Origin of the sequence: Brevibacillus gelatini (genome assembly GCF_050920745.1) — a bacterium.
Classification (GTDB): Bacteria; Bacillota; Bacilli; order Brevibacillales; family Brevibacillaceae; genus Brevibacillus; species Brevibacillus gelatini.
The window spans coordinates 3,969,967-3,995,000 of record NZ_CP154342.1; the positions used below are offsets into that span (position 1 = coordinate 3,969,967).

The window sequence follows — 25,034 nt, forward strand, 5'->3', positions numbered from 1 at the left end:
CCTACCTTCATGCGAGGGTGATCGTCAAGTATAAATTGATAATGACTCTCAAAATCATTGACACATAGTCAGGCTGGCTCTACACTTACTATAGGGCAGGGTACGAAATGCCTACAGAACAACATGCATAGATAAGGATGTAGCCCTCATGAATGCTTTACTAGCAAGCCGTTTTCGCAAAATTCTAGGAGTGGCTATCGCCATTCTGCTGCTGGTTTACCTCAGCTATGCCAGTCTTGTGTTTGGCGTGATTGATACGAGCTGGCAAACAGCCATTGACGCCTATACCCATTTTAACGGAACAAACGAACATATTGTCATTAAAGAAGTTCGGGTGCCGCGCGTGCTGAATGCGCTGACGGTCGGCTTTTGTCTCGGCCTTGCAGGTACCCTGCTGCAATCGCTGACGAGAAACCCTGTGGCAGATGTTGAGCTGTTTGGACTGAACGCAGGCGCTTCTCTCTTTGTCGTTTTCGCCGTTACGTTTGTCGGAATCAGCTCGCTTACGGAGTTTACGTGGATCTCCTTTTTCGGAGCTGCCGTAGCCGGGTTCATCGTCTACCTGCTCGGCTCATTCGGCAGGGATGGCCTTACTCCCGTCAAGCTGGTGCTTGCAGGGGCAGCGATTACTGCCTTGGCTGCTTCCATCCGCCACGCGATGATGGTACTCAACGAAAAAGCTGCCGACGAGGTGCTTTTCTGGCTTGCTGGCTCTGTCGGCGGAAGAAAGCTGGAGTATTTGGCTACAGTCTTTCCATATATGATCTTCGCCTGGATCGCCGCTTTCCTGCTGGCCCGCCCCATTCAAACGCTGCTCATGGGCGACGATGTGGCAAAAGGTCTCGGCCAGCGCACTTTGCTCGTCAAGCTCTCAATCGGTGTCGTGATCGTCCTGCTCTCCGGCTGCGCAGTAGCTGTCGCTGGCCCGATCGGCTTCGTCGGACTGGTCACGCCGCATCTGGCCCGTTATCTTGTCGGAATCGAAACGCATTGGGTGCTGTTGTACAGCGGACTGCTCGGTTCGATCCTTTTGCTTTTGGCCGATATCGGCGCACGCTTTATCGCCATGCCTGCCGAAGTGCCAATTGGCGTCATGACCGCCCTGATCGGTGTTCCGTTCTTCATCTATGTCGCACGAAAGGGGCTGGATAAATAATGAAGCCATACCTGCCTCTGCGCTTTGGCAAACGGTTTTCTTTTCAGCTACATAAAAAAACGCTGCTGTATACAACCATCGCGCTGCTGCTTGCCCTGGCTGTGGCAGTCGTCAGTCTCGGAATGGGCGAGATGAAAATTGCGCCGCTGGATGTCGTCAAAGTCCTGCTCGGAATCGGTTCGGAAGAAAATGCGTTGGTTGTCCAGCAATTCCGGCTTCCGCGCATCCTGATTGCCGTCCTGGTGGGAGCAGCTTTGGCAGCGGCGGGCGCGATCATGCAAGGGATTATTCGCAACCCGCTCGCTTCGCCTGACGTGCTTGGCGTAGCCGGAGGCGCTTCGGTTGCCGCCGTAGGCTTTTTGCTTCTCTTTGAAACAGCGAGCATCAAATGGCTGCCTCCTACTGCCTTTTTGGGAGCAATGCTGACGACGTTTTTGCTTTATGCCCTGTCGTGGAAAAAAGGCGTCACGCCGCTGCGGCTCGTCATGATCGGTGTCGGAATCAAGATTGCGGCGGGTGCGCTCGTCACCATTCTGATTATGTTCAGCCCGTTTTTGCTGCAAAACAAAGCTTTGCTCTGGCTGACGGGCAGCATTTACGGCGTCGACTGGAACGATGTGTTCATGATCTTGCCGTGGGTGGTCATCCTGATCGCAGTCGCTGCCGTCCTCGCCCGCAGAGTCAACATCCAGCAGCTCGGTGACGATGTGGCGACGAGCCTGGGAAGCGCGCTGCAATGGGATCGTTTCCTGCTGCTCATGATCTGCGCCGCGTTGACCGGAACGGCCGTGTCCGTCGGGGGAGACATCAGCTTCGTCGCCTTGCTCGCTCCGCATATCGCCAAACAGCTAATCGGCCCGTCCTTTGGCGGTGCGCTCCCGCTGTCGGCCTTTCTCGGCGCCATCATCGTGCTTGCTGCCGACTTGATCGCGCGAACGGCCTTTTCTCCCATCGAAGTGCCCGTCGGGGTGTTCACCTCTGCGATTGGCGCTCCGTTTTTCATCTATTTGCTGTACAAAAACCGAAATCGCTAGCGAAAGGAGTTCTGCCCTCATGCAAGCTTTGGAAACCCGCAACCTCACCTTGTCCTACGGGGAACGCAACATCATCGAAGCACTCAACCTGAATATCCCGCGTGGAAAAATTACGGTTTTCATCGGCAGCAACGGCAGCGGCAAATCGACACTGCTGCGTTCGCTGGCTCGCCTGCTGAAGCCAAAGGAAGGAGCCATATTGCTGGAGGGCGAACCAATCGCCAAGCGGTCTACGAAGGAAGTCGCAAAGCGTCTGGCCATCCTTCCGCAAGGCCCGGCCGCCCCGGAAGGCTTGACGATTCAGCAACTGGTCAAGCAAGGACGCTATCCTTATCAAAACTGGTTGCAACAATGGTCTGAGGAAGACGAGCAAATGGTCGCAAAAGCACTGGCCGCCACCCAGCTTACCGAGCTGGCTAACCGCACTGTCGACAGCCTCTCCGGCGGGCAGCGCCAGCGGGCCTGGATCGCCATGACACTGGCCCAGGGGACCGAAACGATTCTGCTCGATGAACCGACTACGTATCTGGACATGTCGCACCAGATTGAAATCTTGGACCTGTTGTATGAGCTGAATCAAACGGAACAGCGCACGATCATCATGGTCCTCCACGACCTGAATCTGGCTTGCCGCTACGCGCACCATATCGTTGCCGTGCACAACCAGACTGTCGTGGCTGAGGGCGCACCGGAAGAAGTCCTGACTACCGACCTCGTGCGCACCGTGTTTGATATGGATTGCCAGATCACACTGGACCCGCTGTACGGAACACCGATGTGCATTCCGTACAGCAAGTGCCAGATTGGTACACGCAGTGTGAAGACAAAAGAAAAAGTAGTCGCGATGTCGTAAACCGACAACCGCTCCACAAGGACGGAACCTCTCGCACAGGTTCCGTCCTTTTTTATGGCAAAAAGCAAAACTTCCGCAAATGCCTATTGCCCGCATCACCATGCATAAGGAAGGGAGCCAGCATAGGTTCTTTGCACATGAAAAAAGCGGCCCTACGCATCATCTGCGCAGGTACCGCTTCTTTTTGCTGGCCTGTGGCCTTATTTTTTCAGGTTGTAGAATGCAGCGCGTCCGCCAAAACGGGCAGTGTCAGCCAGTTCGTCCTCGATGCGCAGCAATTGGTTGTACTTCGCTACGCGGTCGGTACGGGAAGGCGCACCTGTCTTGATTTGTCCCGCGTTGGTCGCTACAGCAATATCGGAGATGGTGGAGTCTTCAGTTTCGCCGGAGCGGTGGGAAATAACGGCTGTGTAGCCCGCACGCTTCGCCATTTCAATCGCTTCAAAAGTCTCTGTCAGGGTACCGATCTGGTTTACTTTCACCAGGATGGAGTTACCTGTGGAAGACTCGATACCGCGCGCCAGACGCTCGGTGTTGGTCACGAACAGGTCGTCGCCCACGAGCTGTACTTTGCTGCCCAGCTTTTCAGTCAGCGCTTTCCAGCCATCCCAGTCGTCTTCGGACAAGCCGTCTTCGATGGAGATGATTGGGTATTTGCTTACCAGGTCTTCGTAGAAGGCGATCATTTCTTCCGTTGTTTTCACAACACCTTCGCCTTCGAAGTGGTATTTGCCGTCTTTGAACATTTCGGTTGCGGCAACGTCCAGCGCGAGGAACACATCTTTGCCTGGCTCATAGCCAGCAGCCTTGATCGCATCCAGAATCGTTGTAATTGCTTCTTCGTTGGACTTCAGGTTTGGCGCAAAGCCGCCCTCGTCACCTACTGCTGTGCTCAGGCCTTTGTCATGCAACACTTTTTTCAGGGAGTGGAAAATTTCCGCACCCATGCGCAGCGCTTCCTTGAAGGACTCTGCGCCGACTGGCATTACCATGAATTCCTGGATGTCTACGGTGTTGTCTGCGTGCTTTCCGCCGTTGAGGATGTTCATCATCGGTACTGGCAGCGTTCTTGCGTTGAAACCGCCCAGGTAGTTGTAGAGAGGCACTCCGAGAGAGTCGGCAGCCGCGCGTGCTACTGCCATGGAGACGCCAAGGATCGCGTTTGCGCCCAGCTTGCCTTTGTTAGGCGTGCCGTCGAGCTGGATCATCGCCATGTCGATGCCTACCTGATCCAGAGCATCCATGCCGATCAGCTCAGGCGCGATGATTTCATTGACGTTTTCTACGGCTTTCAGAACGCCTTTGCCCAGGTAACGGGATTTGTCGCCGTCGCGAAGCTCTACTGCCTCATAAGCACCTGTAGACGCCCCGGATGGAACGGCTGCGCGGCCCATCGAACCGTCTTCGAGATATACTTCCACTTCCACGGTCGGATTGCCGCGGGAATCCATGATTTCGCGTGCATAAACGTCAGTAATGATTGCCATTTCTCGATCCATCTCCTTTTGGTATGCGAGGTGCCCCGCAAGTATTTGATAGCATCTGGTCATCTATCAGTGTGTCCCAGAGTGGGCTATTTTGCAAGTAACGATTTGCCTGTCATTTCCGCTGGCTGCTCGGCTCCCAAAAGGTCGAGCACCGTCGGGGCCAGATCGGCCAATATACCGTCTTCCCGCAGCTTCACTCCTGCCTTGGTCACAATCACAGGAACAGGATACGTGCTGTGCGAGGTGATCGGACGTCCTTCCTCATCCAGCATCAGATCGGCATTGCCGTGGTCTGCTGTGATGACAGCCATGCCGCCTTTGGCGAGAATCGCGTCAACCACGCGGCCCAGGCAAGCGTCAACCGTTTCGACAGCCTTGATCGTCGGCTCCATTTTCCCGGAGTGACCGACCATGTCGCAGTTGGCAAAGTTGAGAATGATCGCGTCGAAGTTTTCCGCTTCAATCTCTGCGACAACCGCATCTGTCACCTCAGGAGCACTCATCTCCGGCTGCAGGTCGTAGGTTGCCACTTTTGGCGAAGGAATCAGGATGCGCTTCTCGCCTGGGAACTCCTGCTCGCGACCGCCGCTAAAGAAGAACGTCACGTGCGGGTATTTCTCCGTCTCGGCGATGCGCAGCTGCTTCAACCCTTGCTGCGAAAGCACTTCTCCCAACGTGTTGTCCAGGTTGGACGGCTTGTAGGCCACGTACCCGTTCACCGTCTCGGAAAAATGGGTCAGGCAGACGAAGTGCAGATCGCGCGGCCGTCCCTCGCCGCGGTCAAAGCCGCGGAAGTCCTCATTCGTAAAGGCTTGCGAAATCTGGATCGCCCGGTCAGGACGGAAGTTGTAGAAAATGATCGCGTCGCCGCTTTCGATCTTCGCCACTGGCTTGTCGTCCTCGCCGACGATCACGGTCGGCATGACGAACTCGTCCATGATCGACTTTTCGTAGGACTCTTTGACTGCCTGGACCGGATCGCGGTAAGCAGGAGCATCCGCGTACACCATGGCGCGGTACGCTTTTTCGATGCGCTCCCAACGTTTGTCCCGGTCCATCGCGTAGTAACGACCCTGCACGGTTGCGATTTTCCCTACGCCGATTTCCGCAATCTTTGCTTGCAATTGCTCAATGTAGCCAACGGCGCTGTCCGGCGATACGTCGCGGCCGTCGAGGAAGCCGTGAATGTAGACGCGGTCAAAGCTTTGGCGTTTGGCCAGCTCCAAAAGCGCGTACAAATGCTCGATATGGCTGTGCACGCCGCCGTCGGACAACAGCCCGAACAGGTGGAGCTGCTTGCCGTTTTGCTTCGCATGCTCGAAGGCCGCTACCAATGTTTCGTTTTCAAAAAATTCGCCTTCGCGAATCGACTTGGTGATGCGTGTCAAATCTTGATAAACGACACGGCCAGCCCCGATGTTCAGATGTCCTACCTCGGAGTTCCCCATTTGCCCTTCCGGCAATCCGACAGCCAGTCCGCTCGCTTCCAGCGTCGCATGGGGGTATTCGTTCCAGAAACGGTCAAAGTTCGGTTTGTTCGCTTGTGCTACCGCGTTGCCGTACGTTTCGCTGCGCAGGGCAAAGCCATCCAGAATCAGCAGCGCTACCGGCTTTGGTCTTTGTGCCATCTGTTTTTCCTCCTCCTATCGCTGCACCGCACCTGCCACGAGCTGCAAGTAGCTGTCTGCTGCCAGGCTCGCTCCGCCGACCAGCGCACCGTCGATGTCCGGCTGCGCCATGTAGCTGGCGATGTTTTCCGGCTTGACGCTGCCGCCGTACTGAATGCGCACAGCTTCTGCCGTCGCCTGGCCGAAGCGCTCTGCTACGACGCTGCGGATCACGGCAATCGTCTCGTTGGCATCTTCGGCAGTCGAGGACTTGCCTGTGCCAATCGCCCAAATCGGTTCATAGGCGATGATGCAGTTCGCCACCTGCTCGGCTGTCAGGCCGGCAAAGGCTCCTTCTGTCTGCGTGCGCACAACCTGAGCGGTTTCGCCCGCTTCCCGCTGCTCCAGGCTTTCGCCGACACACACGATCGGCACCAGACCTGCTGCAAGCGCAGCGACGACTTTTTGATTCACAGTCTCATCTGTTTCATTGAAGTATTGGCGACGCTCGGAATGGCCGAGAATCACGTACTCCACGCCGATTTCTTTCAGCATCGCCGCGCTGATTTCCCCGGTGTATGCCCCCTGCTCGGCAAAATGCATGTTTTGCGCGCCAACGGCAATATCTGTGCCGGAAAACGCCTCTTTCAAGGCAGCCAGCGCTGTAAATGGTGCGCAAATGACTTTTTGTACCCCGGAAGTGCTGTTGCCTGCCTTGGCTTCTTCCGCAAACGCCTTCGCCTCGGCAATCGTCTTGAACATCTTCCAGTTCCCCGCGATAATTGGTGTCCGCATGCAAACTCCCCCGCTTTGCTCTTATTCGTGATCTGCCAGCACGGCTACGCCCGGCAGCTCCTTGCCTTCCATAAATTCCAGGGACGCCCCGCCGCCTGTAGAAATGTGGGTCATCTGCTCGGCTACGCCCGCTTTTTCCACAGCCGCCACGGAGTCTCCGCCACCGATGATGGTCGTACCCGCGCACGCTGCCATCGCTTTGGCAACGCCGATTGTGCCTTCTGCAAAAGCGTCCATTTCAAACACGCCCATCGGTCCGTTCCAGACGACTGTTTTGGAATCGACAATCACGCTACGGTATTGCTCCACTGTTTTTGGCCCAATATCGAGCGCCATCCAGCCTTCCGGAATCGCATCAATGGAAACGACTTTTTTCTCTGCGTCAGCCGCAAAACGGTCTGCCACGACGACGTCAACTGGCATCAACAGCTCGACGCCGCGCTCTTTTGCCTGCTCCATCAAGGTGCGGGCCAGATCGAGCTTGTCATCCTCGCACAGCGATGCGCCAATGCCGTAGCCTTGTGCCTTGAGGAATGTATTGGCCATGCCGCCGCCGATAATCAAGTGGTCAACCTTGGTCAACAAGTTTTCAATTACCGCAATTTTATCTTTTACCTTCGCGCCACCGACGATTGCTGTAAATGGACGCTCTGGCCTGGACAAGGCTCCGCCCAGGAAGCGAATTTCCTTTTCCATCAACAGCCCCGCTACAGCCGGTATGTATTGGGCGATTCCCGCTGTGGAAGCGTGTGCCCGGTGTGCTGCTCCAAAAGCGTCATTGACAAACAGATCAGCCAGCGCCGCAAAGCTTTTTGCCAGTTCCGGATCGTTCTTTTCTTCTCCCGCATGGAAGCGCACGTTTTCGAGCAGGATTACGTCTCCGTTTTCCATGCTTTCAACTGCTGCTTCTACCTCTGCCCCTATGGAATCATCCAGCTTGCGTACTTCCTTGTCCAAAAGCGCAGACAGGTGGGAAGCGACAGGAGTAAGACGCATCTCTTCCACTACTTGCCCCTTCGGACGGCCAAAATGGCTTGCCAGAATTACTTTGGCCCCTTTTTCCATCAGGAAACGGATAGTTGGCACAGCAGCGCGAATGCGAGTATCATCGGTGATTGTCCCGTCCTGCATCGGCACGTTAAAATCGACACGGCAAAATACGCGCTTGCCTGCCAGCTCAACATCGCGGATAGATTTCTTGTTCATGAACGATCCTCCCAAATCATTGGCTTTTTATTCGGAAAAAACATATGGGAAAAGGGAGATTGCTCTCCCTTTTTCACAACAGTTCTATTTTACGTGTTACAAGCCGCGCTGTGCAACATAATGACACAAGTCTACGACACGATTGGAGTAACCCCACTCGTTATCGTACCAGGAAACGACTTTCACCATGTTTCCTTCCAGTACCATTGTAGACAGCGCATCGATTGTCGAGGATGCAGGGTTGCCGTTGTAGTCGGAGGATACGAGCGGAGCTTCGGAGTAGCCCAGGATGTTTTTCATTGGACCCTCGGCCGCTTCCTTCAGCGCGTTGTTGATTTCTTCTACCGTAACATCGGTTTTCAGTTCCGCTACCAGGTCGACAACGGACACGTTTGGAGTTGGTACGCGCATGGCGAAGCCGTTCAGCTTGCCTTTCAGCTCAGGCAGTACGAGTGCTACCGCTTTTGCTGCACCTGTGGAAGTAGGAATAATGTTTTCCGCAGCAGCGCGGGCACGGCGCAGGTCTTTGTGCGGCAGGTCGAGAATTTGCTGGTCGTTGGTGTAGGAATGCACGGTGGTCATCAAACCGCGTACAATTCCGAACTTGTCGTTCAGCACTTTGGCAAACGGCGCCAGGCAGTTGGTTGTGCAGGACGCGTTGGAGATGACGGTGTGCTTCGCCGGATCGTATTTATCCTCGTTTACGCCCATGACGATGGTAATGTCTTCATTGGTAGCCGGAGCGGAAATGATGACTTTTTTCGCGCCGCCCTCCAGGTGCTTCGCTGCATCTTCGCGCTTGGTGAATCGGCCTGTAGACTCAACGACGATCTCTACGCCGTAATCGGCCCATTTCAGTTGCGCAGGATCGCGCTCAGCGAGAACCTTGATTTCTTTTCCGCCCACGATCAGCGTGTTTTCGCCCGCTTCTACCGGCAGGTCCAGCACACCGTGTACGGAGTCGTACTTGAGCAGATGAGCGAGCGTTTGCGCGTCAGTCAAGTCGTTTACGGCTACGATTTCCACGTTCGGGTTGTTGAGTGCTGCGCGGAATACGTTGCGACCAATTCGTCCAAAACCGTTAATCCCTACTTTTACCATAAGAAATAACCTCCTGCTCGTTAGCTAGCTTTATTCTTTGTGGCTATAAACCCACCTTCCGGCGAAAAGCCATGGGTGGAGAAAATCGTGACAATCGGCAATAACAGGCTGAAAAATACAAAGGGCAACGTCTGTACCGTAGAAACGCCCAGCGTCAAGGCCATCATCATCGCCAAGCCGTTCCACGGGATCAGCACAGGCATGACGACGGTGGAGTCCAGCATCGTTTTGCCCAGAAGCTCGCGTCCGCCGCTCCATTGCGAGAACCGCTCAAGCAGCGTCGAGCCCAGCACCAGAATCGGAATGGTCTGGTTGCAGCTGATAATGACGACCAAAAGGGACAACGCTACCGCTTTTGCTACCAGTACAACCGGATTCTTTGTATGGCCCATCAATTTGTCCACAATCGGCGTAAGTATATTGGCCTGATTCAAAATGCCGTTCAAAAAGCCTGCCAGGACAATCAGCAGCAGAACGTTCAAAATGGCAACCATCCCGCCGCCGTGCACAAGCTGATCCAGCGGTGTGCCCGAGTGCAGCTCGTATCCGTACAGCATGGCCGAAAAAAACGTTTTGGCATCAAGCTGCCCGTGCACAGCGACCATCCCGGCACTGACCACAATGCCGTACAAAAGCGCGGTCACTGCCTTTACCCTGAGCGCAAAAGCTCCGATCAGGACGAGCAGCGGCAGCATGAGCAGCCAGTTAATCGAAAAGTGGCTGGTTAACAGCCCTTGATACATCTCAATCATCTCGCTGGAACCTGTCTGTACGCGAAACAGATCCATGCCGAGAAAAAGCGCGGCGCATATGGCTGTCGCAAGCAGGGCAGGACGTCTTGTTTGCCTGTCCTGCGCTTCCGTCATCCCGACATTGGCGAGGACGAGCAGCCTGCTGCTGGAAATCGGCGAAAATCGTTCTCCCACCATCGCCCCGGAGATCAGCGCTCCGCCCGCAATCGCTGGCGAAATGCCTGCCGCGTGGGCAATCCCCATCAGCGATAGGCCGATGGTACTCAACGTGCCGACAGAAGTCCCGAGCAAATAGCTGACCGCTCCTGTCAGCAAAAAGGAGAGAACAAACAAATAGTCGACGTTGACGATGGACAACCCGTAGTAAATGATCGCGGGGATGGTTCCCCCCATCATCAAAAGCGGAATCAGCACGCCCACCAAAAAGAGGATCATGAGAACCGGCTTCGTCTTCTTTACGCCTTCCCAGCCAAATCCGGACTGCTGCTTCCAGGAATAACCCAGTTTGCGCACACTAAAGAGTGTGACCAGGATCGCAAAAACAATCCCCAGCGCAATCGGAAAACCAAGTGACAAACTGAGCACAATTCCTGCTATCATCGCCAGGATGGGCATGACCTGCGCCATAGACATACGATCAGCTTCCTTCCGTTACAATCGTGTGGACAACAAGGCTCGTGCGGCCCCCTCATCCGTAATGAGTACATTCTGACACGATTGTTTGGCAAAGGAAAGAATCGCTTTTGCCTTGCTTTCGCCCCCTGCTATGGAGAGCACTGTTTCAGCCTTGTGCACTTCCTCCAGCTGCAGCCCGATTGTCGGCATCCGGTGAACGATTTCGCCCGCTTCATTAAAGTAGTAGCCAAAGGACTCGGATACAGCCCCTGCTTCTACCAATTCAGCAAGCTCCTCCTCCGAATAATTGCGCCGGCGAGCCATCGTAAGAGCGTCGCCGATGCCGTGCAGCACGATACGCGTATCCCGCAAAAGCGAGAGCACATCTTGTACCTGCGGCTCCTTGAGCAGTGTCTGCAAGGCTTCCGGATGCAAGCGATCCGGCACGTGAAGCAGCCGGTAGGTAGCTCCGGTCTTTTCTGCCATGGCAGCGGCAAGCGAGTTGGCTTGCAGCTCCACTCTCTCGCCCAGGCCGCCGCGTGCGGGCACAAACTGCACATTTTTGAACGAAGCGGAAGGGGTCAGGTGCTTGGCTACGCTCGCGATGGAGGTACCGCCTGTCACGGCGACAATATCTCCCTCCTGAACGACTTGCTTTAGCACTCTCGCTCCCACGCGGCCCAGTTCTTCCTTGACCCACGGCGACTGGTCTGCGTCGCCCTGCACCACGATTACTTCCGGGATGCCGAGCTTTTTTTGCAGACCTTCTGCCAAGTCTGTCAGGCCAAACAGCTCGCCCACGAGCGGCTCCATGTCGTCCAGCACCTGCTGCCCTTCACCGCTCAGGTGCATCCCCGCAGCGGTAACTGTCAACAGCCCTGTCTCCTTCAACAGCTCGACCTCGGCCCGCAAAATACGCTCTGTCGTGTTCATCGCTTGCGCAAGCCCTCTGCGCCCGATCGGCTGCAAGTGGTAGATCGACCGGAGCAGCATGTACCTCTCGCGCAAGACCTGAGTCAGATCAGGCACCAGCTTTTGCTGCAGTTCCAGTAATCTTCGCATGTGCTTACATCCTTGGCTGTAAAATTGATCGGGACGTTTTTTGTCCCTGTGTATACATTTTTTGTCCCGATTAGTGTAAAAAAAAGATCACTTGCTACACCTTGAATGTAGCATATCGGCGAAAAACATGCAAGCACCCCCATGGCCCAATCTTGGCAGGGGGTGCTTTTCTTCCATTTATCTGCCCAACTGGCGCTTCTGAAACTCTTCCCGAAGCTCTTCCATCGTTACCACATGGGTGATCGAGCGAAACACCACTTCTCCGTCAATCGCGACTACCGGAATCACCAGCATCATTTCTTCGTGGAGCTGTGCGTCGCTCTCAATGTCCACCATGTGCAACTGCAACGGAAACTCCTCCGCCAAACAGCGGATGGCCAGCTCCACATCGTCGCACAAATGGCATTTTGGCCGTCCGTACAGGACAACCTCAAGCTGTTTCTTGTTCATTGTCGTTAAAACCTCTTTCGCTTCGCAGAGGACGGAATCAGCATCTCTTCGCGGTACTTGGCTACCGTGCGGCGAGAGATTTCAATCCCTTCTGCAAGCAGCATCTCCGCCAGCTTCTGGTCGGACAGCGGCGACTTGCGATCCTCCTGCTCAATCAACGCCTTGATTCTGCGCTTGACGCTCTCCGAGGAGGTCGCAGACCCGCTGGAAGTAGTCAGCGCGGAAGTAAAGAAGTATTTCAGTTCAAAAATGCCCCGCGGCGTCTGTACGTATTTGTTGCTGGTCGCACGGCTGATCGTCGATTCGTGCAAGCCGACCCGTTCCGCGATTTCCTTTTGCGTCATCGGCTTCAAGTAGTGAATGCCCCGGTCGAAAAAGTCGCGCTGCATGTCCACAATCGCCTGGGTGACGCGCATGAGAGTCAAACGGCGCTGTTCCAGGCTTTTCGCCAGCCACATCGCAGCGTTGAGCTTGTCGTGGATAAACTGCTTCGCCTCGTCCTGGCTTTTTTGCTGGCTAAGCATTTTCTCGTAAAAGCTGTTGATTTTCAAACGCGGCGCGGCCACGTCGTTGACGAGCACAACGTAGTCGCTGCCGACCTTTTCCACCGTCACGTCCGGGATGACGTATCTCGTCTCCGCCTGGGAAAACTGTGCGCCCGGCCTTGGGTTCAGCGTGCGGACCAGATCCGCCATCGTCTGCACTTCCTGCGGCGTACAGCCCACTTTGTCAGCAATCCGCTGGTAGCGGTTGTCTGCGAGGTCTTGCAGGTGATTGCGCACGACCATGACGATCTTTTCATCATCAAGCGCCAGGTGCTCCAACTGCAGGAGCAAACATTCCTCCAGGCTGCGCGCGGCCACGCCTACCGGATCAAAATGTTGCAGCACCGACAGCACGTCCTCGATCTCCAGCACTTCTACCCCGAGACGTTCGCTCGCTTCCTCCAGCGTGATCTCCAGATAGCCTTTTTCATCCAGATTTCCGATCAAAAACAGGGCGATTTTCTTTTGCAAAGGCGTGAAGCCTTTCACATAGCCAAGCTGCCGCTCCAGATGCTCATACAAATTTTCGTTGCTTTGCTGCACAAAATCCAGCGGATTGTAAGTGCTTTCATTTTTTGCCGGAGAATAATCCCCTGTCGCGCGATTTCCGACGATTTCTTTCCAATCGATTTCTGGTGCCGGCTTTTCCGCTTTTGCCGTTGCCACCTCTCCCGCCACTTCCAGGTCAAATACAGGATTTTCGGTAGCCTGCTCCTGCAAAAAGGAGATCAGATCAATGGCAGAGTATTGCAATATCGTAATGGCTTGACGCAATTCGGGCGTCATCACAAGTTTTAGCGTCTGCTCTTGATACAAGCCCAATCCCATGTTCATGAAGCTCGCCCCCCTTCCCACGCTTCTTCTGTTGTTTCTTTAATCTTCATTATATTCGTTCTTCCTTGCAATTTTCCTGCCAATTTTTGAAGAGCGCACACAAAAAATGAGGATCGCACCTTGTTCACACTCATGAAAAAAAATCACACAAAATCGCGTTTTTCCATTGCATTTTTTCCGGAGAATGACTTATAATGAATTAGTGTCAGCACTTTTATTATGCGCCTGTAGCTCAGTGGATAGAGCAATGGTCTCCGGAACCATGTGCAGGGGTTCGATTCCCTTCAGGCGTACCATTGGAAAAAGACTGGAGAACATCCAGTCTTTTTTGCTTTTTCCCGACCTGTTTTCGCGCCAAAAAAGCCTGCGCAAGCACCAGCTCGCCGCAGGCTTGATTTTTTCGGTACTACTGATCCAGCTCTTTGCTCGCCAAGTCTTTTCCAGGCAACGGATCAACCGGATCCGGTTTTCGGGAATAGGCTTTATTCGTAACCCATATCGTCACCCAGATGATAAGGATAAAAGTAATGACAAGTACCGCAATAAATCCCGCGCTCATGCATACACCCCCGCCAGTTTTTCCTCCCTACATTATAGCCTATTTTTTCTGCGTTTTTGAACCTTCAACCGTTTTCCAAATCATGCGCGATTGTAATGTAATAAATAGGTTCCCGATTGCTCACGCCCCAAAATGGCCATCCTACAAAAGGCGTCAAGCCAAACAGCGTGGAAGATGGAGGTGCCTTATGGACTTTACCAAGATGAGCACAAGCGAGTTTGTCGCAAAAATTCACGAGTCACAGGCAAAAAATCTCAGAAGCCGCAAGCACCAAGGCTACGGCCACCCGGAAAAACGACTGCCGAGCAAGCAAGGGATCTGGTAGACCGTCAAAAGCCCACCCGAAGCAGACAACACGTCGCTTGGGTGGGCTTTTGCCTATTGCGGATCTTGTTTGTTCAGGTTGCGATCTCGTTCGGACTTTTGCTTCTGGGTGTCCTGTGTCTTGCTGCTGTGTCCCTGATTGCCGCCGTTTTTCGTATTGCGATGGTTTGACATGCGAATTCCTCCTCCTAGATGGTCTTCGTGCCAAACGTAGTATGTCCCAAACGGCGCATTCCTACCGACTGATTACTTCGCTTCGCCAAGGTATACTTTTTTACCGTCCTCGTATTTGTACACGTAAACGGATGCGAATTCGTTGTCGCCTTTTTCGTTGAAGGTTACGTTTACGAACTTGCCTTTGTAGTCTTTGGTTTTGTGTACAGCTTCCAGCACTTGCTCACGAGTTGGCTTTTTGCCGCCGTTTGCTTTGATCGCTTCTTCCAGACCGTTGAGCATTACGCCCATGGAATCATATCCGAAGGAAGTGAAGATACCCACTTTGTTGCCAGTTGCTTTTTCGAAGTCTTCGATCCATTTTTTGCCTTCTTCTGTAGCGCCTACATCACCAACAGTGGAAGTGAAGACGACGTTGTTCGCATTTTCAACACCTGCGATTTTCACCAGGTCTGCGGAGTCGTAGCCGTCACCACCCATGAAGATGCCTTTGAAGCCTTTTTCACGCGCTTGCTTCACGATGATACCCGCGTCGGAGTAGTAGCCGCCGAAGTAGATCATGTCCGGATTTTTCGACACGATCTGGTTGATGACCGCACTGTAATCCTTCTCGCCAGCGGTTACGCCTTCAAAGCCAACGATTTGCACGCCGTCAGCTTCAAACTGCTTTTTCACTTCTTCTGCAAGACCTTGACCGTAAGCAGCCTTGTCGTGCATGATGAACGCAGATTTTACGCCCAGTTTGTTTTTCGCGTAGACAGCTGCCTTGGAGCCTTGCTGGTCGTCACGCGCACAGATGCGGTGAACGATCTTTTTGCCTTGCTCAGTCAGGTCAGAGCCTGTTGCGGATGGCGATACCATCACGAGTTTTTCTTGATCGTATTGGGCAGCGGCAGTGATCGACGCACCTGTTGTTGCGTGGCCGATGACACCTACCACATCAGGGTTGGAAATCAGCATTTGCGCGACTGCTACCCCTTGTTTCGGGTCAGCCTGGTCGTCTTGTGCGGAAATCTGTACGTCAAAGCCGAGCGCTTTGAACGCTTCTTGTTTTTCCTTCAGGGCGTATTCAGCACCTGCTTTGGCGGTGCTTCCGTAATCGGAGTATTGACCGGACAGCGGACCTACTACGGCAATAACCAGCTTCTCTCCGGCTCCGCCGCCGCTTGTGCTTCCGCCTCCACCATTCGATTGTGGAGCGCTGGATTGGTCGCCGCCTCCACCGCAACCTGCAAGCAATGTTCCCAATGCTACCGTAGCAGCCAAAATTGACAGTGATTTCTGTTTTTTCATAGCAAAACATCCCCCTCTTTATTTACGCACAAACTATGATTCACTCTTTCATTGTAGGATATTTTAGAAAATTTGCAATAGAAATGCTGATATTTTTCCTTTATTATTTCTTTCCACTATACTATCAACCGTTTATACTATCATCTGATATATTTTCAGAAAATTAAATAAAAACAACCACATCCCGAAGGAGCGGCTGTCTTTATACAACAAATCATCATTCTTTGTATTTTTGGGAATACGCTTTGCACATAACGTATATGGCCAATACCACAAAGCCAACCAGCATGGCGACACTGGCAAACGTGCTTCCTTGCATGAGTTGTAAGTCCCCTCTCGATTGCTCCTGCTTTTTCTCTATTATACGAGAAGCGCAAAAGCAATCACAACGGAGGAATCATCCAAACACTTACGATTTGACCTCGGTTGTCAGCTTGTACGTGAATGTATTTGCATCGTAGGTTACTTGGGCACCGAGTTCTTGCGCGATGTACACCAATGGTACCAGCACAGCTCCGGTAGTTGCGCGCGGCGGGTTCGGTACGCGAATTTCTTTTCCGTTTTTGTACGCAAACGTGTTGTTTATATACATGCGCAGGCCGTACTTGTTGTCCTTGGACACCAGGATGGAATTGATCCTGGAATCATATGCGGCTGCTCCTCCAAGAGCCAATGCCAGCGTACTTGCGTTTACATAAGCGACTCCGTTTTCTGTTACGATGTCTTGCGGAAACACCAGCTCTTTGCCGTTCAGCTCAACTTTGATTTTCAGTTGTTGCTGTACAGGTGCTGCCTGTTGGGCAAAAGCAGCAGTCGCTGCTACACTTCCGGTCAGCAAGGCAGCGGTAAGCATCAATGTGGAAAACTTGCGAAGCATATAAAACACCCCTCAATTAATATGAAATGAATTCCAATTTTATGATTTTCGACACATATCTGCTTTTTCCTCTTTTTCATCCCAAATTTTCCTATGTTAATAAGTCGCCAATGATGCCAAAACTATGAAAATCAACGTTCTATCCCACGAACAAATGTTTTTGTGCACAACCTGTTGATAAAACTGTGGATAACTTTTGCTTGAACGGAGGAAATGCTCATGGCAAACGATCGCTTTTTTCTGATTTACCAGGAGGCCAGCGATGAAGAATGTCTCTTGACCATCCAACCGTACAAAAACCAGCAGGAGCTGGCAGAGGCAATCAATCAGTTGTCGGCCCGGCAGGTGGAGGAATATACGATCATCAAGGGGAAAAAGATGAAGGCAACGCTCAAGCTGGCTGTTGAGCTTACGGAAGCGGACGATGCGGAAGATGAATAATTGCTTTCCTTTTGCCATAGGTTTAGGGTGAGGCAAAATGGCAATCATGGTAGTGAGGGCGTGCACTTATGTGTTTGACCTTCATTGACCTTTTGTGTATGATAATCTTACAAAGAGAGGAGGAAGACGAGATGCACATGAATTTGATTCCAACCGTCATTGAACAGACCAACCGCGGTGAACGTGCTTATGATATTTATTCGCGCCTGCTCAAAGACCGCATCATCTTTCTGGGAACCCCCATCAACGACACGGTAGCCAACATTGTAGTGGCCCAGCTGTTGTTCCTTCAGGCGGAAGACCCGGATAAAGACATTCATCTGTACATAAACAGCCCTGGCGGTTCCATCACTGCCGGAATGGCGATTTACGATACGATGCACTACATCAAGCCGGACGTTTCCACCATTTGTATCGGAATGGCCGCTTCGATGGGAGCTTTCCTGCTGGCTGCCGGAACAAAAGGCAAACGCTATGCGCTGCCAAACAGTGAAGTGATGATCCACCAGCCATTGGGCGGTGCTCAAGGCCAGGCGAGCGATATTGAGATCGCGGCGAAACGCATTTTGAAAATGCGTGACCACCTGAACACCATTCTGGCTGAACGTACAGGACAACCGCTGGAACGCATCCAAAAAGATACGGATCGCGACAACTTCCTCACTGCCCAAGAAGCCGTAGAGTACGGATTGATTGACAAAGTCATTACGTCCACGCCTTCTTCGAAAAAGTAAAGCATGCGCCAAAAACACTCGTGCCAAGCGAATCGTTGGTACGAGTGTTTTTGTTTTGTCCTTGTGAACTCAGCCTTCTTCCAGCTGGCTGACATACACCGTCATGCTTTTTCCGGGGTTGTTTTCCTGATGAATGCGCGCAGTAGACGTCTTTTCGTCGACAGCATCAATCCAGACCGACTCGCCTTGGTATTCTACCTTGATTTTTTCAGGAGAATAAAGAATAGCCTGTGCTCTTGTCAGATCCATGCGTTCTTCCCTCTTATCGCTCGTCGTCTAAGGCTTGCTGCGCGGAGCTTGCCCCTGTCATCGTATCCACGGTCGTTTCTTCGATCAGGCCGTTCTGATCGGAAACGATTCCGCCGCCCAGTCCTTCATTTATCATCCGGTCGATGTCCATGTCGTAGGCATCCCGACCTTCGTTGCAGCTGTCCTGGCACGTGTCACGATTGCTCATGAGTCATTCCTCCTTTATTGCACGCTTACATTGTTTAGCAATACCCTGCGCCGCGAAAATTGATGCATGCAACAAAAAAAGACACCCCCCATTTAGGGACAGTGTCTTTGGTCCATCGTCTGTCTACTCTTCTTTGCTTACCAGACTGGCAAGGCTCGAAACTGCCTGGGAGGCATCCGGCCCTTCTGCCAAGATGGTAATCTCCGTTCCCGAGCTGATGGCGAGGCTCATGATACCCATAATGCTTTTGGCGTTTACCTTTTTGTTGCCTTTTTCTACAAATACTTCCGATACAAAACGGTTGGCCTCCTGCACGAAGAAGGCAGCCGGACGAGCCTGCAAGCCAGTCTTCAGCTGAACTACGACCTGCTGTTGAACCATGAATAAACCTCCAATCCTTTACGACTATTACCTTTAAGTATATCATGCATCTACATCGAAAGATTTTGTTTTTCACGTATTTTGTCAGCGATTTCGTTAATTTTTCGCAAGCGGTGATTAATTCCCGATTTGCTGACAACTCCGCTCGGGATCATCTCCCCCAATTCCTTCAAATTAATATCGGGGTGAGCTACGCGAAGCTCCGCTACCTCACGCAAACGTCTGGGCAAATTCTCCAACCCGATCTCCTGATCGATGAGTTGGATGTTTTCCATTTGTCTTGTGGCAGCGTTTACTGTTTTGTTGATATTGGCGATCTCGCAATTGTGCAAACGGTTCACAGAGTTGCGCATGTCCTTGACGATCCGGACATCCTCAAAATACAGCAGAGCCTGATGAGCGCCGATCAGGCTCAAAAACTCCGTGATTTTCTCGCCTTCTTTAATGTAGAGGACGTACCCCTTTTTCCGCTCGATGCACTTGGCATTTAGTTTATACCGATTGGCGATCTTGGTCAATGCTTCGCAAAAATCCTGATAGGAGGTGAAAATCTCCAGATGATAGCTGGATGCCTCCGGATGATTGACCGAGCCGCCTGCCAGGAAAGCTCCGCGCAGGTACGCAGCCCGGCAGCACGACTTTTTCACAATCTCGGGAGCGATCCCGGGTACGAACGACAGGCTGCTGTCCATGATCGCCAGTTCTTGCAAAATTTCATTGGCCTGGTTCGGTACTCGCACGATGTAGACGTTGTTCTTTTTCAGCCGCATCTTTTTGCGAACGAGCAGTTCACAGTGCGTCTGAAACAGCTTTTTAATCAAGGTGTAAATCCTTCTGGCAATCGCCGCATTTTCCGTCGTCACATCCAGCACCAGGCGTCCTGCTCCGAACTGCAAGCTCCCGTTCATGCGGATCAAGGCAGACAATTCAGCCTTGCTGCAGCAGTCGGCGCTCTCCATCATGGTCAGTTCTTTTTTGGTATGCGCGGCGAATGACATCGAACCTCACTACTCCTTCTCTATCTTCAGCACCCTCCGTCTGCGCTTGACGAGTGAAACGACTTGCTTGCTCACGGCATGCGCATCGTGACGCAGGTACCCATCCTCAAATGTAACCAGCGGCTTTGCGACAATATGCAAGCCGAGCTGACGCAGATTTTTCAGATCACAGGGGACAGGAGTCGCTCCTTTTTCCGCGTATTTTTCCAGTACGTGGTTCGGCAGCTCGGCTGAATTGACAATGATCGTATCCAGAAACGATTCTTTTACATGATCGTACATGACCTGCACATGCCTCGAGGCGGTGAAACCGTCCGTCTCGCCTGGCTGTGTCATGACGTTGCAAATATAAATCTTCGGGGCCGTCGAGCGCTTGATCGCAGCAAACAGACCTCGCACCAGCAAATTGGGCAGTATGCTCGTATACAAACTGCCCGGTCCAATCAAAATGGCATCCGCCTCGGCAATCGCCAAAAGTGCCTCACTCAGCGGCACAGCGTCTGCCGGTTCAAGGAAAACCCGGCGGATTTCCTTGCCTGTTAGCGGTATTTGGGATTCTCCGATCACGATCGAGCCATCCGTCATTTCGGCTTTCAAACGAATGGATTGTGTGGACGCAGGCAGCACATCTCCGCGCACCGCCAAAACTCCACTCAATGTTTTGACTGCGGTGACAAAATCTCCCGTGATTTCGTTCATTGCTGCAAGTAGTAGATTTCCCAAATTATGCCCTGCTAATCCCGTGCCTGAGGAAAAACGGTACTGCATGACTTTTTCCATCAACGGCTCCGTATCGGCCAAAGCAGTCAGCACATTGCGAATGTCCCCGGGCGGCAGCATATCCATTTCCTCGCGCAGACGTCCTGAGCTTCCCCCATCGTCTGCTACGGTCACAATCGCTGTGATATGCACCGGCTCATGTTTCAAACCGCGCAAAAGGACGGACAGACCCGTTCCTCCGCCAATGACGACAATTCGTAATGGCCTTGACTGCAGCCTCCCCATTCCCTTAGTAGGCATATGTCACCTCATTATTTCTGATACAAATAAACAGGTGGCGTTCTCTGTGTGAATCATGAAACGTTTTCTTCCTGCCATCCTATGCTCACTTGTTCTTTTCCATGTCTCGATGACTGACCCGGATGGTAAAATCTTTTCCGAAGGTCTGGCCCAGATGCTCTGCAATCGCGACGGAACGGTGTTTTCCTCCCGTACAGCCGATGCCGATCACCAATTGGCTTTTGCCTTCGCGCTGATAGTGAGGCAACGTATACGCCAAAAAGTCCGTCAGCTTCTCGATGAACTCTTTGGTTTCCTTGTGCCTCATCACGTAATCAGCCACCTCTGGATCGCATCCGGTCTTGGGCCGCAATTCGTCTACATAGTGGGGATTCGGCAAGAACCGGACATCAAACATCAAGTCCGCGTCAATCGGCGTACCGTATTTAAAGCCAAACGACAGTACATTGATCGTAAGGGGTGATCCTTGTTGTGCGTATTGGTTGATGATTTTTTCCCGAAGCTGCGCTGGCTTCATTTGACTCGTATCGATAATCTGATGCGCCCAGCCCTTCATTTCCTGCAACAAACGGCGCTCAGCATGAATTCCTTCCAGAGGGGAACCGTTCGGTGAAAGCGGATGTCTGCGACGGGTTTCCTTGTAGCGGGAAACCAGCGTTTGGTCGTTCGCATCGAGGTAGAGGATGTGATACGACAATCCCTCCATCTGATCCAGTCTCTCGATCGTCTCGGACAGACTTTCGAAAAACTCCCGTCCACGCAAGTCGATCACCAAAGCGACACGCTCAATACTCCCGCCAGACTGTTTGACCAACTCGGCAAATTTGGGAATCAGCACTGGGGGCAGGTTGTCTACGCAAAAATAGCCCAGGTCCTCCAAGCTTTGTACAGCAACTGTTTTTCCCGCACCTGACATTCCCGTAATAATCAGGAGATTAATGGCCTTGTCGTTTCCCAATTCCGTCACGCAACTCGCCTCCTACGATTCTGACAATAGCATACCATATTCGCTGCCCAATTCGCACCTTTTTGGCGCTTCCCCACTTTTCCCAGCATCCGTTTCTACAGGCGACAAGCTGTTTTTGGGCAAAAAAAGATGCGCGACTGCAAGACCAGCCACGCAACATTGTATATAGATAAGGGGGTCAATTCATTGACTTTATCTTACCCCTAAATTATTTCAGTCATGTTACAAGCACGTTAAGAGATTGTGACATTTTGTTCCTTTAATTTTTCGTTCAGCTCTTCCACATAGTGCTGAGCGGATTGTGCCGCAATGGAGCCGTCTCCGGTTGCAGTCACGACCTGGCGCAGCATTTTTTCGCGAACGTCGCCCGCTGCGAACACGCCTTTTACCTTGGTGTGCATTTTTTCATCGGTGAGGATATAGCCAGCTTCATTGGTAATGCCGAGCGAACGAACGCTCTCAGTCAGCGGGTCCATACCTACGTAAATGAACACGCCGTCGGTCGCAAACTCTTTTTGCTCGCCAGTCTTGATGTTTTCCAGGAGGACGGACTGTACTTTGCCTTCTCCGCGAATTTCTTTGACAACGGAATCCCAGATTACTTCGATCTTTTCGTTTTCAAAAGCGCGTTTTTGCAAGATTTTTTGCGCGCGGAACTGATCGCGACGGTGGACAATCGTCACTTTGGAGGCAAAACGGGTAAGGAAAACAGCTTCCTCTACGGCCGAGTCGCCGCCACCCACGACAACCAGCTCTTTGTTGCGGAAGAAAGCACCGTCGCACACAGCGCAGTAGGAAACGCCACGACCGGACAGCTCTTTTTCCCCTGGCACTCCGAGCAAGCGATGCTCGGCACCTGTTGCCACGATCACCGCTTTGGCCAGGTATTCCTTGTCACCTGTGATGACCCGTTTGAACGGTTCCTCATCGCGAATTTCCTTGATCTCGCCGTAGGCGTATTCTGCGCCAAACTGCTGCGCGTGCTCGAACATTTTCGTGGAAAGATCAGGTCCGAGAATGGAGGCGAAGCCAGGGTAGTTCTCGATTTCCTCTGTATTGGCCATCTGACCGCCTGGAATGCCTCTTTCCAGCATCAAAGTGCTCATGTTGGCGCGGGAAGTATATACAGCAGCCGTCATACCAGCAGGGCCGGCTCCGGCGATGATAACGTCATAAACTTTTTGCTCGCTCATATCTGTTGCCTCCTCGTCTGACACGCTTCTTTATTTAAAATTATTATAATGTAATAATCTATATAAAATCAAGTGTCGACAATACTTTGACGCATTTTGCTACGGTTGCCGCTGAAATCCCGTATTTCTCGGCCAGATAAGCTTGCGATTTTTTCTTGTTTGCTACGTTTCCGTATACATATTCCAAAGCAGCGACCCATGCAACTGCTTTCCGCACTTGTACTTGGCTTTGTGCGTATTTCTGATGCTTTTCCCAGACTCGCAGGCACCATTCTCCGGCTTCCTGCTGTCCTTCTGCGAACAGGTAGCGATGAATCCCTTCTTCTACGCTCATCTCAGCCTGCACGACACTGCTTGCGTGTTCGTTTACAGCCGAATGGGGCGCGTCCTCCGGCATTGCCGCTCCCATGTCCGCCAGCGCCAGCAGAGCCAGCTTTTGCAGTTGGGGGTTGTCGGTCTGGTAGTAAAATTGGCGAACCGCGTACTCTGCCTCATCATCGCCGATCAGCGACAAAGTTTGCAAAACGGCAAATTTGACTTCGTCGCGTCCGTGCTGCAAAGCCCACAAAAGCGATGCGCGAATCATCGGATCGTTTTTGAAGTCCTCTACTCCGGTAAACGGCGACTTTTCCCAGGATACGTCGCGCCGCGGCGGGTTGTACTGGTAAGGGATCGGCTTTATAGTGTCCCCTTCTTGCTCGTTTTTTACCATCTGGATGTACTGGTCAGCAATTCCTGATTCCGGGTCCAACTGCTTTGCTTTTTGCCACCAGCGCAGAGCCTGGTCTTTTCGTCCGCTCAAGTACGCGGAGATCGCCGCATAGTGGTACGTGCAAGCTTCATGCGGACGGCCGGCACGCAGCATCCGCTGGTAATGGAAGTATGCCTCGTCATGTTGCCCAAGGACTCCCATGGTCGTTGCCAGCTTGTACGTGTTTTCCAGGTGAAACGGAACGACCTTTTTTAGCATGTCCATCAAAGCCAGCAACTCTACAGTATGGTTGTGATGGGAGAGCAAAACGGCCAGGTTGCACAGCGCATGCAAATTGCCGTGCTCCTTTTCCAGCGTCTTGTCAATCGTCTCCATCGCCTTTTGAAAATCACCCACGTAGTAATAGGCCAGAGACAGGTTGTTCCAGGCCGGCAAAAAGTCAGGGTCGGTTTCCACGATTTCTTTCAAAATATCCAAAGCTTCCAGGAAGCGGCCTTCCTCCAGACTGCGGCGTGCACGCTCGTGCTTGCTGTACACATCCTCGTTTTCACTTGGCAGAAAGTGACGCGGCGGCAAGTCCAGCTCGAAGTAAATGTAATCGAGCAGTTCTTCCGCTTCCTCCCGGTAATGCCCGTTGCCTGCCTCTTGCAGATAGCGGACGGCCATTTCTTCTGCCATCTGGTAATCTTCCATGTTGGCGTAGTTGTTTGCCATGTAGAAGTATACTTCCACCATGGACGGGTCCCATTTTTCTATGATCTCGTAAAGGACTTCGTTCGATGCTTCAAACTGTCCGGTTTCGGCGAGGGCACTGGCCAAATGGCAATGGCATTCCGCATTGGTCGGCTCCATCTCAACAGCGCGCCGAAACGACCGCAGTGCTTTTTCATAGTCGTACCGATTCAAAAAGCGCATGCCCCGGTCAACAAAAAAAGCGGCATCTTGCTTGAAGTCGACGACAGTTGTTTTCTTCAACATACTTTTATTTTGTTTCATAAAACCTCCAACATCATAGGAGCAGCACTTCAAGTATCGTACCAGAAGCAGTGCCAGCCTACAAGCTGACTCGTCTTTTAAAGTGTGCAATTCACGGGCAAAAGCAGGAAAACACCACTGGCGCATAGCAAGTGGTGTTTACGAACGGTAATGGAGCGGACGACGGGTCTCGAACCCGCGACCTTCGCCTTGGCAAGGCGACGCTCTACCAATTGAGCTACGTCCGCATATTGTATCATCTTTTTCCTGTTCAGTTGTTTGTAAAAACTGGTGAGCCATGAAGGACTCGAACCTTCGACCCTCTGATTAAAAGTCAGATGCTCTACCAACTGAGCTAATGGCTCGTACATGGTGGCTCGGGACGGAATCGAACCGCCGACACGAGGATTTTCAGTCCTCTGCTCTACCAAC

General features: G+C 52.4%; 26 protein-coding genes and 4 tRNA genes (1 of these 30 running past the window's edge). 7 read left to right on the forward strand and 23 right to left on the reverse strand.

What is annotated here, in order from left to right:
* Window positions 1-148: 148 nt before the first annotated feature.
* The 3 genes from AAFJ72_RS19145 to AAFJ72_RS19155 are packed head-to-tail and all read left to right on the forward strand — an operon-like array spanning window position 149 to window position 3,043.
* Window positions 149-1,156 carry a FecCD family ABC transporter permease gene (locus AAFJ72_RS19145; RefSeq protein WP_005826946.1) on the forward strand — a complete coding sequence of 336 codons (1,008 nt, stop codon included), beginning with the start codon at window positions 149-151 and terminating at the stop codon, window positions 1,154-1,156.
* Window positions 1,156-2,190, forward strand: coding sequence for a FecCD family ABC transporter permease (locus tag AAFJ72_RS19150; RefSeq protein WP_005826945.1), 1,035 nt, complete (start codon window positions 1,156-1,158; stop codon window positions 2,188-2,190). Before AAFJ72_RS19145 ends, AAFJ72_RS19150 begins: the two co-directional genes overlap by 1 nt.
* Before the next feature lie 19 nt (window positions 2,191-2,209).
* Complete coding sequence (locus tag AAFJ72_RS19155) at window positions 2,210-3,043, forward strand: ABC transporter ATP-binding protein (RefSeq protein ID WP_122905686.1); 834 nt, start codon at window positions 2,210-2,212, stop codon at window positions 3,041-3,043.
* Window positions 3,044-3,243: 200 nt separating this feature from the next.
* Here AAFJ72_RS19155 and eno read toward each other — a convergent pair whose 3' ends face one another.
* From eno to rpoN, 9 genes are all read right to left on the reverse strand, one after another.
* A complete protein-coding gene (eno, locus tag AAFJ72_RS19160; RefSeq protein WP_432775310.1) occupies window positions 3,244-4,530 on the reverse strand; it encodes a phosphopyruvate hydratase in 1,287 nt (428 codons plus the stop codon).
* Between the two features lie 86 nt (window positions 4,531-4,616).
* Window positions 4,617-6,158 (reverse strand): 2,3-bisphosphoglycerate-independent phosphoglycerate mutase, encoded by a 1,542-nt coding sequence (gene gpmI, locus AAFJ72_RS19165; protein WP_432775311.1) that lies wholly within the window; start codon window positions 6,156-6,158, stop codon window positions 4,617-4,619.
* A gap of 15 nt (window positions 6,159-6,173) precedes the next feature.
* Window positions 6,174-6,932, reverse strand: a complete 759-nt coding sequence (gene tpiA / locus AAFJ72_RS19170; protein WP_122905689.1) for a triose-phosphate isomerase — start codon at window positions 6,930-6,932, stop codon at window positions 6,174-6,176.
* Between the two features lie 21 nt (window positions 6,933-6,953).
* Window positions 6,954-8,138 carry a phosphoglycerate kinase gene (locus AAFJ72_RS19175; protein WP_122905690.1) on the reverse strand — a complete coding sequence of 395 codons (1,185 nt, stop codon included), beginning with the start codon at window positions 8,136-8,138 and terminating at the stop codon, window positions 6,954-6,956.
* A gap of 96 nt (window positions 8,139-8,234) precedes the next feature.
* Window positions 8,235-9,239, reverse strand: a complete 1,005-nt coding sequence (gene gap, locus AAFJ72_RS19180; RefSeq protein ID WP_122905691.1) for a type I glyceraldehyde-3-phosphate dehydrogenase — start codon at window positions 9,237-9,239, stop codon at window positions 8,235-8,237.
* Window positions 9,240-9,259: 20 nt separating this feature from the next.
* Window positions 9,260-10,624, reverse strand: coding sequence for a Na+/H+ antiporter NhaC family protein (locus AAFJ72_RS19185; protein ID WP_432775312.1), 1,365 nt, complete (start codon window positions 10,622-10,624; stop codon window positions 9,260-9,262).
* 18 nt (window positions 10,625-10,642) lie between these two features.
* Window positions 10,643-11,668: a sugar-binding transcriptional regulator gene (locus AAFJ72_RS19190; RefSeq protein ID WP_122905693.1), complete on the reverse strand. Its 1,026-nt coding sequence runs from the start codon at window positions 11,666-11,668 to the stop codon at window positions 10,643-10,645.
* A gap of 177 nt (window positions 11,669-11,845) precedes the next feature.
* A complete protein-coding gene (locus AAFJ72_RS19195; protein WP_432775314.1) occupies window positions 11,846-12,118 on the reverse strand; it encodes a glutaredoxin family protein in 273 nt (90 codons plus the stop codon).
* A gap of 5 nt (window positions 12,119-12,123) precedes the next feature.
* Window positions 12,124-13,497: an RNA polymerase factor sigma-54 gene (gene rpoN, locus AAFJ72_RS19200; RefSeq protein ID WP_122905695.1), complete on the reverse strand. Its 1,374-nt coding sequence runs from the start codon at window positions 13,495-13,497 to the stop codon at window positions 12,124-12,126.
* A 221-nt stretch (window positions 13,498-13,718) separates the two neighbouring features.
* Here rpoN and AAFJ72_RS19205 point away from each other — a divergent pair.
* Window positions 13,719-13,793 (forward strand) — tRNA-Arg (locus AAFJ72_RS19205).
* Window positions 13,794-13,903: 110 nt separating this feature from the next.
* On the opposite strand, the gene AAFJ72_RS19210 is transcribed toward AAFJ72_RS19205, so the two are convergent.
* Window positions 13,904-14,056, reverse strand: a complete 153-nt coding sequence (locus AAFJ72_RS19210) for a hypothetical protein (RefSeq protein ID WP_170163459.1) — start codon at window positions 14,054-14,056, stop codon at window positions 13,904-13,906.
* A 187-nt stretch (window positions 14,057-14,243) separates the two neighbouring features.
* On the opposite strand from AAFJ72_RS19210, the gene AAFJ72_RS19215 reads away from it, so the two are divergent.
* The gene (locus AAFJ72_RS19215) at window positions 14,244-14,381 is read left to right on the forward strand and encodes a DUF4023 domain-containing protein (protein WP_083955789.1); all 138 of its coding nucleotides are present in this window, start codon (window positions 14,244-14,246) and stop codon (window positions 14,379-14,381) included.
* A gap of 245 nt (window positions 14,382-14,626) precedes the next feature.
* Here AAFJ72_RS19215 and AAFJ72_RS19220 read toward each other — a convergent pair whose 3' ends face one another.
* Both AAFJ72_RS19220 and AAFJ72_RS19225 read right to left on the reverse strand, forming a co-directional pair.
* Window positions 14,627-15,847 (reverse strand): branched-chain amino acid ABC transporter substrate-binding protein, encoded by a 1,221-nt coding sequence (locus tag AAFJ72_RS19220; RefSeq protein WP_432775316.1) that lies wholly within the window; start codon window positions 15,845-15,847, stop codon window positions 14,627-14,629.
* Between the two features lie 409 nt (window positions 15,848-16,256).
* Window positions 16,257-16,724 (reverse strand): copper amine oxidase N-terminal domain-containing protein, encoded by a 468-nt coding sequence (locus tag AAFJ72_RS19225; protein WP_122905697.1) that lies wholly within the window; start codon window positions 16,722-16,724, stop codon window positions 16,257-16,259.
* A gap of 219 nt (window positions 16,725-16,943) precedes the next feature.
* On the opposite strand from AAFJ72_RS19225, the gene AAFJ72_RS19230 reads away from it, so the two are divergent.
* A complete protein-coding gene (locus AAFJ72_RS19230) occupies window positions 16,944-17,165 on the forward strand; it encodes a hypothetical protein (RefSeq protein ID WP_432775317.1) in 222 nt (73 codons plus the stop codon).
* A 98-nt stretch (window positions 17,166-17,263) separates the two neighbouring features.
* Window positions 17,264-17,899 carry an ATP-dependent Clp endopeptidase proteolytic subunit ClpP gene (gene clpP, locus AAFJ72_RS19235; protein WP_281274244.1) on the forward strand — a complete coding sequence of 212 codons (636 nt, stop codon included), beginning with the start codon at window positions 17,264-17,266 and terminating at the stop codon, window positions 17,897-17,899.
* A gap of 69 nt (window positions 17,900-17,968) precedes the next feature.
* Here clpP and AAFJ72_RS19240 read toward each other — a convergent pair whose 3' ends face one another.
* The 11 genes from AAFJ72_RS19240 to AAFJ72_RS19290 form a co-directional block, all read right to left on the reverse strand.
* A complete protein-coding gene (locus AAFJ72_RS19240) occupies window positions 17,969-18,148 on the reverse strand; it encodes an H-type small acid-soluble spore protein (RefSeq protein WP_432775318.1) in 180 nt (59 codons plus the stop codon).
* Between the two features lie 13 nt (window positions 18,149-18,161).
* Window positions 18,162-18,356 carry a hypothetical protein gene (locus AAFJ72_RS19245; protein ID WP_122905701.1) on the reverse strand — a complete coding sequence of 65 codons (195 nt, stop codon included), beginning with the start codon at window positions 18,354-18,356 and terminating at the stop codon, window positions 18,162-18,164.
* A gap of 123 nt (window positions 18,357-18,479) precedes the next feature.
* A complete protein-coding gene (locus AAFJ72_RS19250; RefSeq protein WP_122905702.1) occupies window positions 18,480-18,737 on the reverse strand; it encodes an HPr family phosphocarrier protein in 258 nt (85 codons plus the stop codon).
* Between the two features lie 50 nt (window positions 18,738-18,787).
* Window positions 18,788-19,735 (reverse strand): DNA-binding protein WhiA, encoded by a 948-nt coding sequence (gene whiA, locus AAFJ72_RS19255; RefSeq protein WP_122905703.1) that lies wholly within the window; start codon window positions 19,733-19,735, stop codon window positions 18,788-18,790.
* 9 nt (window positions 19,736-19,744) lie between these two features.
* Window positions 19,745-20,755 carry a gluconeogenesis factor YvcK family protein gene (locus tag AAFJ72_RS19260; RefSeq protein WP_432775319.1) on the reverse strand — a complete coding sequence of 337 codons (1,011 nt, stop codon included), beginning with the start codon at window positions 20,753-20,755 and terminating at the stop codon, window positions 19,745-19,747.
* An 85-nt stretch (window positions 20,756-20,840) separates the two neighbouring features.
* A complete protein-coding gene (gene rapZ / locus AAFJ72_RS19265) occupies window positions 20,841-21,722 on the reverse strand; it encodes an RNase adapter RapZ (RefSeq protein ID WP_432775320.1) in 882 nt (293 codons plus the stop codon).
* A gap of 233 nt (window positions 21,723-21,955) precedes the next feature.
* Window positions 21,956-22,939: a thioredoxin-disulfide reductase gene (gene trxB, locus AAFJ72_RS19270; protein WP_432775322.1), complete on the reverse strand. Its 984-nt coding sequence runs from the start codon at window positions 22,937-22,939 to the stop codon at window positions 21,956-21,958.
* A 34-nt stretch (window positions 22,940-22,973) separates the two neighbouring features.
* Window positions 22,974-24,623, reverse strand: coding sequence for a tetratricopeptide repeat protein (locus AAFJ72_RS19275; RefSeq protein WP_122905707.1), 1,650 nt, complete (start codon window positions 24,621-24,623; stop codon window positions 22,974-22,976).
* 151 nt (window positions 24,624-24,774) lie between these two features.
* Window positions 24,775-24,850: transfer RNA gene (locus AAFJ72_RS19280), tRNA-Gly, on the reverse strand.
* 41 nt (window positions 24,851-24,891) lie between these two features.
* Window positions 24,892-24,967, reverse strand: a tRNA-Lys gene (locus AAFJ72_RS19285).
* Between the two features lie 5 nt (window positions 24,968-24,972).
* Window positions 24,973-25,034 (reverse strand) — tRNA-Phe (locus AAFJ72_RS19290) (it continues 14 nt past the right edge of the window).